Annotated in this window: 11 protein-coding genes; 9 read left to right on the top strand and 2 right to left on the bottom strand. The window is 60.8% G+C overall.

Going from position 1 to position 12,864, the window contains the following annotated elements; translation table 11 throughout:
* Positions 1-111 precede the first annotated feature (111 nt).
* The gene (locus tag ACVHNU_RS23615; protein ID WP_003229277.1) at positions 112-1,482 is read right to left on the bottom strand and encodes a CYTH domain-containing protein; all 1,371 of its coding nucleotides are present in this window, start codon (positions 1,480-1,482) and stop codon (positions 112-114) included.
* Between the two features lie 156 nt (positions 1,483-1,638).
* On the opposite strand from ACVHNU_RS23615, the gene argE reads away from it, so the two are divergent.
* Positions 1,639-2,796 carry an acetylornithine deacetylase gene (argE, locus tag ACVHNU_RS23610; protein ID WP_338800274.1) on the top strand — a complete coding sequence of 386 codons (1,158 nt, stop codon included), beginning with the start codon at positions 1,639-1,641 and terminating at the stop codon, positions 2,794-2,796.
* A gap of 271 nt (positions 2,797-3,067) precedes the next feature.
* Positions 3,068-4,366 (top strand): amino-acid N-acetyltransferase, encoded by a 1,299-nt coding sequence (argA, locus tag ACVHNU_RS23605; protein ID WP_003229273.1) that lies wholly within the window; start codon positions 3,068-3,070, stop codon positions 4,364-4,366.
* Positions 4,367-4,500: 134 nt separating this feature from the next.
* Here the strand turns inward: argA and tauA are convergent, their stop codons facing one another.
* Positions 4,501-5,487 carry a taurine ABC transporter substrate-binding protein gene (gene tauA / locus ACVHNU_RS23600; protein ID WP_262141161.1) on the bottom strand — a complete coding sequence of 329 codons (987 nt, stop codon included), beginning with the start codon at positions 5,485-5,487 and terminating at the stop codon, positions 4,501-4,503.
* A 366-nt stretch (positions 5,488-5,853) separates the two neighbouring features.
* Here tauA and ACVHNU_RS23595 point away from each other — a divergent pair, with 366 nt between their 5' ends.
* From ACVHNU_RS23595 to ssuB, 7 genes are all read left to right on the top strand, one after another.
* Positions 5,854-7,179, top strand: coding sequence for an OprD family porin (locus ACVHNU_RS23595; RefSeq protein WP_103521770.1), 1,326 nt, complete (start codon positions 5,854-5,856; stop codon positions 7,177-7,179).
* A 293-nt stretch (positions 7,180-7,472) separates the two neighbouring features.
* Positions 7,473-8,111: a peroxiredoxin gene (locus ACVHNU_RS23590; protein WP_003229268.1), complete on the top strand. Its 639-nt coding sequence runs from the start codon at positions 7,473-7,475 to the stop codon at positions 8,109-8,111.
* 318 nt (positions 8,112-8,429) lie between these two features.
* Positions 8,430-9,023 (top strand): NADPH-dependent FMN reductase, encoded by a 594-nt coding sequence (gene ssuE, locus ACVHNU_RS23585; protein ID WP_003229266.1) that lies wholly within the window; start codon positions 8,430-8,432, stop codon positions 9,021-9,023.
* Between the two features lie 88 nt (positions 9,024-9,111).
* Positions 9,112-10,092: a sulfonate ABC transporter substrate-binding protein gene (locus tag ACVHNU_RS23580; protein WP_262141160.1), complete on the top strand. Its 981-nt coding sequence runs from the start codon at positions 9,112-9,114 to the stop codon at positions 10,090-10,092.
* Between the two features lie 25 nt (positions 10,093-10,117).
* Complete coding sequence (gene ssuD, locus ACVHNU_RS23575) at positions 10,118-11,266, top strand: FMNH2-dependent alkanesulfonate monooxygenase (RefSeq protein ID WP_003229262.1); 1,149 nt, start codon at positions 10,118-10,120, stop codon at positions 11,264-11,266.
* A gap of 8 nt (positions 11,267-11,274) precedes the next feature.
* Entirely contained in the window at positions 11,275-12,057 is a 783-nt protein-coding gene (ssuC, locus tag ACVHNU_RS23570; protein WP_003229260.1) for an aliphatic sulfonate ABC transporter permease SsuC, read from the top strand.
* Positions 12,054-12,860, top strand: coding sequence for an aliphatic sulfonates ABC transporter ATP-binding protein (gene ssuB / locus ACVHNU_RS23565; protein ID WP_473018399.1), 807 nt, complete (start codon positions 12,054-12,056; stop codon positions 12,858-12,860). The genes ssuC and ssuB overlap by 4 nt, the downstream gene beginning before the upstream one ends.
* The last annotated feature ends 4 nt before the right edge of the window (positions 12,861-12,864 follow it).

Here is a 12,864-nt window from a genome sequence, read left to right as displayed (position 1 = left end):
TCCCGCTGGGCTGCGAAGCGGCCCCAAAATCTGCAATTGCAGGAATCGGGAGTCCTTCGGCCTCCAGCGGGAGCAAGCTCCCTCGCCACAGTTTTCAGGTGTTGCTGAGCATCACATGCGCAGCAGCATTTTCCACGCACGATTCTGGTAAACCGCAATCGCCTGCTGCTTGCGCGCATCGAGCAGTTCGTCAGTGATGGTCGGTTCGTTGGCCAGTTGCGCCAGTTTGTTCAGCTCGCCGTACAGGCGATCCATTTCCGCGATCTCCAGCACGTTACGCGCATGGTGCAGCCAGACCTGGATGCGTTCGATGCGCGGCAGTTGTTCGGCCAGATCTTCCGGTTGCTGCTGATAGCGCTGCAATTGCAGGGACGTGGCTTCTTCGCCCAGCAGGCGCGGCAGCCAGCTGTGCAGTTGCGCGGCGCCCTGGCGGTTGCCGCGGGTGTTGCGCTCGGCGGTCCAGGTGCGGGCCAGCAACCAGCGCGACGCAGTCAGCGAGAACAGACCCCAGCGCGGGTCTTCCAGCTCCTCGAGGAACTGTTCCGGCGCCGCTTTGCGCACGTCTTCGTCTTCGATGCCGACCTGAACCAGCGGGCGCCAGTCTTCGAGCAATGCGTCCAGCGCCACGCGCAGGTCGTGTGTGGCCGGACGCGGTGCGGCCTGGCCGAGGCTGCTGAGCAGGGCGCGCATCTCCGCAAGGTTCTCAACCCAGTCCTGCAGCAGGCGCCAGTGGCCGTTGAAACGATATTGTTCGGCCAGACGCTGGCTGCTGCCGAGCAAGTGCCAGCCCAGCGCGGCGAAAGCGTCGTCGAGTTGGGTTTCCGGGGTCAGTTGCGGCGCCGGCAGGCTCAGCGAGTAGCTGTTGGCGTCGTACAGACGGTAGCCGCGCTCGGCCTTGCTGATGTCGCACGGCATCAGGGCCAGGGTCTCGGCCAGTTCGGCGGCCAGTTCCAGCAGCGCGGCAGGCTCGCCTTCGCGCAGCTCCAGTTCCAGCTCGCAGATTTCTTCTTTCTGTTTGCCGACCACCACGTGACCGAGGTCCAGCGCCGCTTCGATGACCACTTTGGCCTTGCCGCGGCCCCAGGCGATTTCCGCGCGCTCGCGGACGAAATCGGTGGTGAAGATCGGCTTCAGGGTTTTCTTGTCCAGCTCGGCCAGCGACTCGGGCCAGCATTCGCCGTCGAGTTTCTTCACGTCGAGCTTGGCTTTGGGCAACTTCCAGTCGTACTCGTTACGCTCGGACAGACCGGCAACACTCTGACCACGGGTCTTGAGGGTCTGAATCACTTCGTCACCGTCCTTGCGCAGACGCAGGGCGACTTTGGCCTGAGCCAGATCGCGCTCGGGGGTGTCGAAGTACTGGTTCATCAACTCACGGCGTTCCCAGCCATTTTTGTTGCGTTTCTTCAGTAGCGGGTGCTCGCGCAGGGCAGCGAGGGTTTCGCGGCTGACGCGGAGTTTGATTTCGGTTTCTTTCTGCATGGCCGGAAAATCCAGGATCGGGAGCGCAGCCGGGGGAATGTGTGGCTGCCAAGGCCGTGCAGTGTACAGGACTCAAACTTCCTACGCCCTGCGGCGGTTTATTCCGAGCGCCGGATGGCTCTATGATGGACTTCAAATCGGGAGTTGGAGTCAGCGATGCCTTTGCCATCCATGCAAGACCAGTTCGCTGCACTGATCGCCGCACCGTCGGTCAGTTGCACCCAACCGAGCCTGGATCAGTCCAACCGGGCGGTGATCGATTTGCTCGCCGGTTGGCTGGGCGATCTGGGCTTCAACTGCGATATCCAGCAGGTCAGCCCCGGTAAATTCAACCTGCTCGCCAGTTTCGGCAGCGGCCCCGGTGGCTTGGTACTGGCCGGGCATAGCGATACCGTTCCTTATGACGATGCGCTGTGGCAGACCGATCCGCTGAAACTCACCGAGGTCGACGGCCGCTGGGTCGGGCTGGGCAGTTGCGACATGAAGGGTTTTTTCGCGCTGATCATCGAGGCCGTGCAGCCGTTGCTCGACCAACCGTTCAAGCAACCGCTGCTGATCCTCGCCACCTGCGATGAAGAAAGCTCGATGTCCGGTGCCCGGGCACTGGCCGAGGCCGGCAAGCCGCTGGGGCGTGCAGCGGTAATCGGCGAGCCGACCGGGCTTAAACCGATCCGCCTGCATAAAGGTGTGATGATGGAGCGCATCGACATCCTCGGGCAGAGCGGCCATTCGTCGGATCCGCGCCTGGGCCACAGCGCCCTCGAAGCGATGCACGATGCCATCGGCGAACTGCGCGGTTTGCGTCTGTTGTGGCAGCGTGAATTCAACAACCCGCAGTTCAGCGTGCCGCAACCGACCATGAACTTCGGCTGTATTCATGGCGGCGACAACCCGAATCGCATTTGCGGCCAGTGTTCGCTGGAGTTCGACCTGCGTCCGCTGCCGGGCATGGACCCCAATGTCCTGCGTGCGGAAATCCTGCGCAAGCTCAATCCGGTGGCCGAGCGGCATCAGGTGAAGATCGATTACAAGCCGTTGTTCCCGGAAGTGCCGCCATTCGAGCAGGCCGCAGACACCGAATTGGTGCGCATCGCCGAAAAGCTCACCGGTCACAGTGCCGAAGCAGTAGCGTTCGGCACCGAAGCGCCTTATCTTCAGCGCCTGGGTTGCGAAACCATCGTGCTCGGCCCCGGCGACATTGCCTGTGCGCACCAGCCCGGCGAATACCTTGAAATGTCACGTTTGCAGCCTACCGTGCATCTATTGCGGCAGTTGATTGAACATTACTGCCTGAGCCCGGACAAAGTTCTATGAATTGAACAATGTCGATGTGGGAGCGAGCTTGCTCGCGAAGGCGTCGGGTCATTCGACATTGATGTATCTGATACACCGCTTTCGCGAGCAAGCTCGCTCCCACAGGGATTGTGTTTTGTCTGACCAAACGCTGTAAATTGCCAGCACCCCAACCCGTATTCATGAGGAGAGCGCGCGTGTCGCCAAGCCTGTTCCGACGATAACCATCAGCCCGCTGTGCGTTTTCCGTTTCGCCCTTTTTCCGGCTGCTATTTATTACAGGCCCAGGTTCATGCCCGAATACGTTAATTGGCTTCGTCACGCGTCCCCTTACATCAATGCCCACCGCGACTGCACCTTCGTCGTCATGCTGCCCGGCGACGGCGTGGAGCATCCGAACTTCGGCAATATCGTCCACGACCTGGTGCTGTTGCACAGCCTCGGCGTGCGCCTGGTGCTGGTCCACGGTTCGCGCCCGCAGATTGAAACCCGCCTCGCCGCCCGCGGCCTGACCCCGCACTACCATCACGGCATGCGCATCACCGACGCGGCGACGCTGGAATGTGTGATCGACGCGGTCGGCCAGTTGCGCATCGCCATCGAAGCGCGGCTGTCGATGGACATGGCTTCATCACCGATGCAGGGTTCGCGCTTGCGGGTGGCCAGCGGCAACTTGGTGACCGCGCGGCCGATCGGCGTGCTCGAAGGCGTCGACTATCACCACACCGGCGAAGTGCGCCGGGTGGATCGCAAAGGTATCAACCGTCTGCTGGACGAGCGTTCGATCGTGCTGCTATCGCCGCTGGGTTATTCGCCGACCGGTGAAATTTTCAATCTGGCCTGCGAAGACGTCGCCACCCGTGCCGCCATCGACCTCGGTGCCGACAAGCTGCTGCTGTTCGGCGCCGACCTCGGTCTGATCGACGAGAATGGCAAACTGGTGCGCGAACTGCGTCCGCAGCAGGTGCCGGCGCATTTGCAACGTCTGGGCAATAACTATCAGGCGGAATTGCTGGATGCCGCCGCCGAAGCCTGCCGTGGCGGCGTGGCGCGCAGCCATATCGTCAGTTATGCCGAGGACGGTGCGCTGCTGACCGAACTGTTCACCCGTGACGGCGGCGGTACGCTGGTGGCCCAGGAGCAATTCGAGCTGGTGCGCGAGGCGGCGATTGAAGACGTCGGCGGTCTGCTCGACCTGATCAGTCCGCTGGAAGAGCAGGGGATTCTGGTGCGCCGTTCGCGTGAAGTGCTGGAGCGCGAGATCGAGCAGTTCAGCGTGGTCGAGCGTGAAGGCATGATCATTGCCTGTGCGGCGCTGTATCAGATCGCCGATTCGGATGCCGGTGAGCTGGCGTGCCTGGCGGTGAATCCGGAGTACCGTCACGGTGGTCGCGGCGATGAGCTGCTGGAGCGCATCGAGACCCGGGCCCGGGCGCAGGGCCTGAAAACCCTGTTCGTCCTCACCACTCGCACGGCGCACTGGTTCCGCGAGCGTGGCTTCGAACCCAGCAGCGTCGAGCGCCTGCCGGCGGCGCGGGCGTCGCTGTACAACTATCAGCGCAACTCGAAGATCTTCGAAAAGACCCTCTGAAGATTAGCGAGTGATTCTTGTGGTGAGGGAGCTTGCTCCCGCTGGGCTGCGAAGCGGCCCCAAACCGGTGTTTGCCGGAATTGGGAGTCCTTCGGCCTCCAGCGGGAGCAAGCTCCCTCGCCACATATGTATCTTTATTCAGTTACAAACTTCGCGCTGACATACGGCGAATAGTCCGGCAGCACCGTTTCAACCTTGCCCTGTTCCTTCAAAAACTTCGCGGTCTCACCAATCGCCTTCGCCGTGCCGCCGTCCAGCAACGCAGTGGATTGCTGCGCCTTGGCGTCCGGGAACGCCGAACCGGCGAGCAGTTCCGGCACATCGGCGGCGTTGGCACCGGTCAATTTGGCGATTTTCTGTACCGGCTCGGATTCGGCGGTCCAGCGGTCTTTATGGCTGGCGTAATCGGCAAACGCGTCTAGAGTGACCTTGGCAAATTTGGCCACCACCTCAGGATGCTTCTCGGCGTAGTCCTTGCGTGCGACCCAGACTTCGAACGTCGGCGCGCCCCATTGGCCGACTTGTGCAGCATCGGTCAGGGTCTTGCCGGTCTTGCGGATTTCGCCCAGTGCCGGTGACCAGACAAATGCGCCGTCGATGTCGCCACGCTTCCATGCCGCAGCGATTTCCGCCGGTTGCAGGTTCACCACTTTGACTTTCGAGGTGTCCAGGCCCCAGTGCTTGAGTGCGCCGAGCAGGCTGTAATGGGACGTGGAAACGAAGGGCGTGGCGATGGTCTTGCCGACCAGGTCCTGCGGGGTGGTGATCCCGCTGCCATTGCGCACCACCAAGGCTTCGGCGGCATTAATTTGTGCTGAAACAATGAAGGCGACGATTGGCAGATTGCGTGAGGCGGCCGCTGCCAAAGGGCTGGAGCCGAGATTGCCGATCTGCACATCGCCCGATGCAATGGCTGTCACAACTTCCGGGCCACTATTGAAGCGTCGCCAGTCGATCTTCTGGCCGATGGTGGTTTCGTAAGTACCGTCGGCCTGAGGGACTTTGCTCGGGTCGATACCGGTTTGATAACCCACCGTGAGGTCGGCGGCTTGAGCGGAGAAAGAAATTATCGCTGACACACAAACTGTAACAAATTGACTAGATAGTGCCCGTTTGGCCATGATGGCGTCGCCTTTTGGATAGGGTTTGACGTGATTCGAATACGTCAACGCTAAGCGATCTAAAAAAGGGCGAACAAATACCATTTAGTAATTAGCTTAGTAGCCGATATCCTGTGTTGCGCTGCAGGTGGCCATTACTGGGCCATATAGCTAGATAGTATAAAAAAGAATGAAATAATTCTTTTTGGGGTTATCAGGAAAGTCAGTACTGTGCAGGGACCCAAATACTGCGATTAGACCTTGGTCGTAGACACACAAGGTTACGATTGACTTGTCAGTCACGCTCTGGCGCTAATCGCGAACCTACGGATCCGGGCATTCGACCAGGACCAGGAACACAAGAATTAGAAACGAGAGGAGCTTTACATGAACAAGTCCACCTTGGCCCTGGCTGTGGCCGTAGGGGTTTTGGCGCAGCAGGCAGGCGCCGCCGGTTTCATCGAAGACAGCAAGGCCACTCTGGGCCTGCGCAACTTCTACATCAACACCGATAACCGTGACGGCACTGGCCCGAACAAGAACGAAGAATGGGGTCAAGGCTTCGATCTGCGTTTCATCTCGGGTTACACCCAAGGCACCGTGCAGTTCGGTGTTGACGCGATCGGCCTGTACGGCGTGCGTCTGGATTCCAGCCCGGCCACCAGCGGCAACTCGACCGGTACTGCTTCGGGCGGCACCGTGTTCCCAAGCGATGGCAACCGTGCAGTGCATGACTTCGCGAGCCTGGGTGTGACCGGTAAGGTCAAGATCTCCCAGACCGAGCTGAAGGTCGGTACTCTGCTGCCGAACAACCCGGTCATCAAATACAACGACGGTCGTCTGCTGCCACAAACCTTCCAGGGCGAAGCGATCACCTCGAACGAGATCAAGGACCTGACGCTGACTGCCGGTCAGGTCGAGGCCGTGAAAGGTCGTAACTCCAGCAACAACGAAAACATGTCGATTGCTGGTGCCAACGCCGGTTCGAACTACGACAAAGGCGTGTTCAGCAACAAGTTCTACTACGCTGGTGCTGACTACAAGCTGACCAAAGACCTGACCGCCTCGTACTACTACGGCGAGCTGAAGGACTTCTACTCGCAGAACTTCCTGGGTCTGGTACATAACTGGGCAATCGGCCCGGGCGTACTGAAAAGTGACCTGCGTTACTACCGCAGCCGTGACAACGGTGCCAACGGTGACACTGCCGCTTACTACACCAGCGGTTACTACGGTGGCACTACCACCAAGGGCAAAGTCGACAACAACCTGTACAGCTACCTGGCTTTGTACTCGGTTGAAGGTCACACCTTCGGTGCGGGTTACCAGTACACCAACGGCGACAGCGACTTCCCTTGGCTGAACCAGGGTGACGGCTCGTCCAACAGCACCATCACCGACATGCAGATCCAGAAGTTCGGTCGCGCCGGTGAGCGTACCTGGCAGGCTCGCTACGGCTACGATTTCGCCAAGATCGGCGTTCCTGGCCTGACCGCGAACGTGATCTACCTGCGTGGCGATAACATCGACACCCCGCTGGGCGACAAGATGGAGTGGGAACGCGACCTGACCATCGGTTACGTAATCCCGGAAGGCCCGCTGAAGAACCTCGGCGTAGCCTGGAAAAACGCGATGTGGCGTACCGACCTGGCGAACACTCGTTCCCAGGACGAAAACCGCCTGATCGTCAGCTACTCGATCCCGCTGCTGTAATAGCGCGTTCAAACGGCTGATGTAAAAAAGCCCCGTCCGGCACCGTGCCGGACGGGGCTTTTGCGTTTTCGAGTCAGGCTCACCCCCGTAAGCCTGTCCCGAAATTCCCTCTTTGCAGCAACTCAAGGCCTTCTCGAACCTTGAGAACGATGTTCGTCGCGATGCCGTCGAGCGTCCAGTGAACGATGTTTAATATTCCTTTAGATTCTAGATATCTATTTATTTATTCTTTTTCATGATGTCGAATCCCGAGCTACAGTTGAGTTCTCCAACAACTCATCAGGAGCAGCACCATGAGCCTCAGACTCGGCGACATCGCCCCCGACTTCGAACAGGATTCCAGCGCCGGCAAGATTCGTTTTCACGAGTGGCTGGGCGATAGCTGGGGCGTGCTGTTCTCCCACCCGGCCGACTTCACCCCGGTGTGCACCACCGAGCTGGGCTTCACCGCCAAGCTCAAGGATGAGTTCAGCAAGCGCGGCGTCAAAGCCATCGCCCTGTCGGTTGACCCGGTGGACTCGCACCACAAGTGGATCGAGGACATCAACGAAACCCAGAACACGATCGTCAACTTCCCGATCCTGGCCGACGCCGATCGCAAGGTTTCCGACCTCTACGACCTGATCCATCCGAACGCCAACGACACCCTCACCGTGCGTTCGCTGTTCGTGATCGATCCGAACAAGAAGATTCGCCTGACCATCACCTATCCGGCGAGTACCGGGCGCAACTTCCACGAGATCCTGCGGGTGATCGATTCGCTGCAACTCACCGACAACTACAAAGTGGCAACCCCGGCCAACTGGCAGGACGGTGATGAGGTGGTGATCGTGCCGTCGCTCAAGGATGAGGAAGAGATCAAGCGGCGTTTTCCCAAAGGCTATCGCGCGGTGAAGCCCTACCTGCGTCTGACGCCGCAGCCGAATAAGTGAATCAGTGAGATTTGGGCTGTAGCTACCGCCGCCTTCGCGAGCAAGCCCGCTCCCACAGGGGAACGCATTCCAAAATGTGGGAGCGAGCCTGCTCGCGAAGGCGTTAGTCCAGCCACCACGGAACCACAAAGCAGGGAATTTCAGGCCGTTTTCACGGCCTGTTTTTTTGCCCGGAACAAAGCAAATAACATATCTCTAAAACGCATAACCAAATGAATAAATATGATTTATGGATATATAAATCAGCTGGTAAGGTCACTCCCATCGAAGCGAGATCGCAACCCGCGAATCGCCTGTAACGCGTAAGGAATCGTCTGAATGCTGGTCGTCTCACTCGGTGGCAGTCCCAGCCTGCGCTCCCGTTCCGGGGTGCTGCTGGAACGCTCGCAACACTGGTTGCGGCAGCAAGGGGTCGAAGTGGTGAGTTATCAGGTGCGGGACTTCCCGGCCGAAGATCTGCTCCATGCCCGCTTCGATAGCCCGAAAGTACTCGACCTGCTGGCGCAGATTGAAAACGCCGATGGCCTGCTGATCGCCACGCCGGTGTACAAGGCGTCGTTTTCCGGTGCGCTGAAAACCGTACTGGATCTGCTGCCGGAACGTGCCCTGAACCACAAGATCGTTTTGCCGATGGCCACCGGCGGCAGCATCGCCCACATGCTGGTGGTCGATTACGCGCTCAAACCGGTGCTGTCGGCATTGAAAGCGCAGGAAATGCTGCAAGGAATTTTTGCCGAGGACAGCCAGATCGCTTACGGCGAAGGCAGTGCCGCGGCGCAACTGGCACCCGCGCTGGAGCAGCGTCTGCATGAAGCGCTGGATCAGTTTGTCAGTGCCATGGCCCGCCGGCCGAAACCACTGGAGCCGGGCCTGTTGAATGAACGTTTGTTGAGTGCTCGCTGGAGCATTTAAGCCTCACCGAAATTGAAGTACTGGCCTTACTCGCCCGCCAACGGGCAAGCAGGTGCAGCCACAACCCAACAGCAAAAAGGAGAGCGCTATGCGCACTGTATTTTTGCGTCGTGGTCTGGTCGCTCTGTTTGCTGCGGCTGTCACCTTCGGCGCCATCACTCAAGCTCAGGCCGAGACTCTACGGATCGGTTATCAAAAATACGGCACGCTGGTGCTGCTCAAAGCCAAAGGCACTCTGGAAAAGCGTCTGGCCGCCCAAGGCGTGGACGTGCAATGGACTGAATTCCCCGGCGGCCCGCAGCTGCTGGAAGGCCTGAACGTCGGCTCGATCGACTTCGGCGTGACCGGCGAAACCCCACCGGTATTCGCTCAGGCTGCCGGCGCTGATCTGCTTTACGTCGCCTACGAACCGCCAGCGCCGAACAGCGAAGCGATCCTCGTGCCGAAGGACTCGCCAATCAAATCGGTGGCCGATCTGAAGGGCAAGAAAGTCGCCCTGAACAAAGGCTCCAACGTGCACTACCTGCTGGTGCGCGCGCTGGAAGACGCCGGTCTCAAATACTCCGATATCCAGACCGTATTCCTGCCGCCGGCCGATGCCCGCGCCGCGTTCGAGCGTGGCAGCGTCGATGCCTGGGTGATCTGGGATCCGTACCAGGCCGCTGCCGAAAACCAGTTGCAGGCGCACACCCTGCGTGACGGCAAAGGCATCGTCGACAACCACCAGTTCTATCTCGCGACCAAACCCTACGCGCAGAAAAATCCCGAGGTGATCAAGACCCTCGTCGAAGAAGTGCGCGCGGTGGGCGAGTGGTCCAAGGCCAACCCGCAGGACGTGACCCAACAGGTCGCGCCGCTGCTCGGCCTGTCGCCGGAGATCACCCTGACCTCGGTGAAACGCCAGGGCTACGGTGCGCTGTTCCTGACCCCGGATGTGGTCGCCGCGCAACAAAAAATCGCCGACACCTTCTACCAGCTCAAGCTGATTCCCAAGCCGTTGAGCATCAAGGACGTGATCTGGACACCACCGGCCGCTGTGGCCCAAAGCTCGGTTACCCAAGCCCAGTAAATCGAATCCCCAAGGAGACCACTCCATGAGCCTCAACATCTTCTGGTTCCTGCCTACCCACGGCGACGGCCATTACCTTGGCACCGCCGAAGGCGCACGCGCCGTTGACCACGGTTATCTGCAACAGGTCGCGCAAGCGGCGGATCGTCTGGGCTTTGGCGGCGTGCTGATCCCCACCGGCCGTTCCTGCGAGGACTCGTGGCTGGTGGCCGCGTCGCTGATCCCGGTGACCCAGCGTCTGAAATTCCTTGTCGCCCTGCGCCCCGGAATCATTTCCCCGACGGTCGCGGCGCGACAGGCAGCTACGCTGGATCGTCTGTCCGGCGGTCGTGCGCTGTTCAACCTGGTGACCGGTGGCGACCCGGAAGAGTTGGCCGGTGATGGTCTGTTCCTCAACCACGAAGAGCGCTATCAAGCCTCGGTGGAATTCACCCGCATCTGGCGTCGGGTGCTGGAAGGCGAAACCGTCGATTACGACGGCGAACACATCAGCGTGAAGGGCGCCAAACTGCTCTATCCGCCGATCCAGCAACCGCGTCCGCCGCTTTACTTCGGTGGCTCCTCCGAAGCGGCGCAGGATCTGGCCGCCGAACAGGTCGAGATGGTGCTGACCTGGGGTGAGCCGCCAGCGGCCGTCGCCGAGAAGATCGAGCAGGTGCGCGCCAAAGCCGCCAAGCTCGGGCGTACCGTGCGCTTCGGCATTCGCCTGCATGTGATCGTGCGGGAAACCAACGCCGAAGCCTGGCAAGCGGCAGACCGGCTGATCTCGCATCTGGACGACGACACCATCAAGCGTGCGCAGGCATCGCTGGCGCGCTTCGATTCGGTCGGTCAGCAACGCATGGCCGCGCTGCATGGCGGTAGCCGCGACAACCTCGAAGTCAGCCCGAATCTGTGGGCCGGCGTCGGTCTGGTGCGTGGCGGTGCGGGTACGGCGCTGGTCGGCGATGGCCCGACCGTGGCCGCCCGTGTGAAGGAATACGCGGATCTCGGTATCGATACGTTCATCTTCTCCGGTTATCCACACCTCGAAGAGTCGTATCGCGTCGCTGAACTGCTGTTCCCGCACCTCGACATCGAGCGCCCGGAGCTGCCGAAAAGCGCCGGTTACGTCAGCCCGTTCGGCGAGATGGTGGCCAACGACATTCTTCCCAAAGCCGCGTCGCAGAGCTGAGGCGCGCCATGAAGAAAATTATCCACAGCCTCGCGCCCTGGGCGTTGCCGGTGCTGTTGCTGGCGGTGTGGCAGTTGTCGGTGTCGGCCGGTTGGTTGTCGACGCGGATCCTGCCGGCACCGGTGGCAGTGATCGAGGCCGGTGTCAGCCTGGTGCGCAGCGGCGAGATCTGGACGCATCTGGCAATCAGCGGCTGGCGCGCGGCGCTGGGCTTCACCATCGGTGGCAGCATCGGCCTGGTGCTGGGTTTCATCACCGGCCTGTCGAAGTGGGGCGAACGCCTGCTCGACAGCTCGGTGCAGATGATCCGCAACGTGCCGCATCTGGCGCTGATTCCGCTGGTGATCCTGTGGTTCGGCATCGACGAGTCGGCGAAGATTTTCCTGGTGGCATTGGGCACGTTGTTCCCGATTTACCTCAACACCTATCACGGCATCCGTAACGTCGATCCGGCGCTGGTGGAGATGGCGCGCAGTTATGGCTTGAGCGGTTTCAGCCTGTTCTGGCAGGTGATTCTGCCGGGCGCGCTGCCTTCGATTCTGGTCGGGGTGCGCTTTGCGCTGGGCTTCATGTGGCTGACGCTGATCGTCGCCGAAACCATCTCGGCCAGCTCCGGCATCGGTTATCTGGCGATGAACGCCCGCGAGTTTTTGCAGACCGATGTGGTGGTGCTGGCGATCCTGCTTTACGCGGTACTCGGCAAGCTCGCTGACCTCGCCGCCCGTGGACTTGAGCGTGTGTGGCTGCGCTGGCATCCGGCCTATCAGGTGGCCAAGGGAGGTGCAGCATGACCGCTCAACAACCTCCACGCCTGCTGCGCGGGATCCCACTGGTGGTGCGCAACCTGCAGAAAACCTTCGGTGCGCGGCAGGTGCTGCGCGACATCGACCTGCACATTCCGGCGGGGCAATTCGTTGCCGTGGTCGGGCGCAGCGGGTGCGGCAAGAGCACTTTCCTGCGCTTGCTCGCCGGCCTCGATCAACCGACTGGCGGCGACCTGCTGGCCGGTGCCGCAGCGCTCAGCGAGGCACGGGAAGACACCCGGCTGATGTTCCAGGAAGCACGGCTGCTGCCGTGGAAAAAGATCATCGACAACGTCGGTCTCGGCCTTAAAGGCAACTGGCGCCCGCAAGCACTGGAAGCGCTGGAAGCAGTCGGTCTGGCGGATCGCGCCCATGAGTGGCCGGCAGCCTTGTCCGGTGGGCAGAAGCAGCGCGTGGCGCTGGCCCGGGCGCTGATCCACCAACCGCGCCTGTTGCTGCTCGACGAGCCGCTGGGTGCGCTGGATGCGCTGACCCGGATCGAGATGCAGCAACTGATCGAACGCCTCTGGCAAAAGCATGGGTTCACCGTGCTGCTGGTGACCCACGACGTCAGCGAAGCGGTGGCGATCGCCGACCGGGTGATTCTGATCGAGGACGGTGAAGTCGGCCTCGACCTGCAAGTGGAGTTGCCTCGTCCGCGAGTGCGTGGATCGCATCGACTGGCGGCGCTGGAAACCGAAGTGCTCAACCGTGTTCTGTCCCTGCCCGGCGAGCCGCCGGAGCCGGAACCTGTTTCACCACTGCCTACGCAATTGCGTTGGGCGCAATAACTCA

The sequence above is a fragment of the Pseudomonas sp. Ors-4-3C genome (assembly GCF_055755035.1).
The sequence above is the reverse complement of the archived record's forward strand: the minus strand, read 5'-3'. Positions and strand labels throughout refer to the sequence as shown.

Excerpts from the sequence above, each read along its gene's own strand:
- ssuE (WP_003229266.1), top strand. The coding sequence starts at position 8,430 with ATGCTGGTCGTCTCACTCGGTGGCAGTCCCAGCCTGCGCTCCCGTTCC.
- argA (WP_003229273.1), top strand. The coding sequence starts at position 3,068 with ATGCCCGAATACGTTAATTGGCTTCGTCACGCGTCCCCTTACATCAAT.
- ssuD (WP_003229262.1), top strand. The coding sequence starts at position 10,118 with ATGAGCCTCAACATCTTCTGGTTCCTGCCTACCCACGGCGACGGCCAT.
- ssuC (WP_003229260.1), top strand. The coding sequence starts at position 11,275 with ATGAAGAAAATTATCCACAGCCTCGCGCCCTGGGCGTTGCCGGTGCTG.
- ACVHNU_RS23615 (WP_003229277.1), bottom strand. The coding sequence starts at position 1,482 with ATGCAGAAAGAAACCGAAATCAAACTCCGCGTCAGCCGCGAAACCCTC.
- ACVHNU_RS23580 (WP_262141160.1), top strand. The coding sequence starts at position 9,112 with ATGCGCACTGTATTTTTGCGTCGTGGTCTGGTCGCTCTGTTTGCTGCG.
- ssuB (WP_473018399.1), top strand. The coding sequence starts at position 12,054 with ATGACCGCTCAACAACCTCCACGCCTGCTGCGCGGGATCCCACTGGTG.
- argE (WP_338800274.1), top strand. The coding sequence starts at position 1,639 with ATGCCTTTGCCATCCATGCAAGACCAGTTCGCTGCACTGATCGCCGCA.
- ACVHNU_RS23590 (WP_003229268.1), top strand. The coding sequence starts at position 7,473 with ATGAGCCTCAGACTCGGCGACATCGCCCCCGACTTCGAACAGGATTCC.
- ACVHNU_RS23595 (WP_103521770.1), top strand. The coding sequence starts at position 5,854 with ATGAACAAGTCCACCTTGGCCCTGGCTGTGGCCGTAGGGGTTTTGGCG.
- tauA (WP_262141161.1), bottom strand. The coding sequence starts at position 5,487 with ATGGCCAAACGGGCACTATCTAGTCAATTTGTTACAGTTTGTGTGTCA.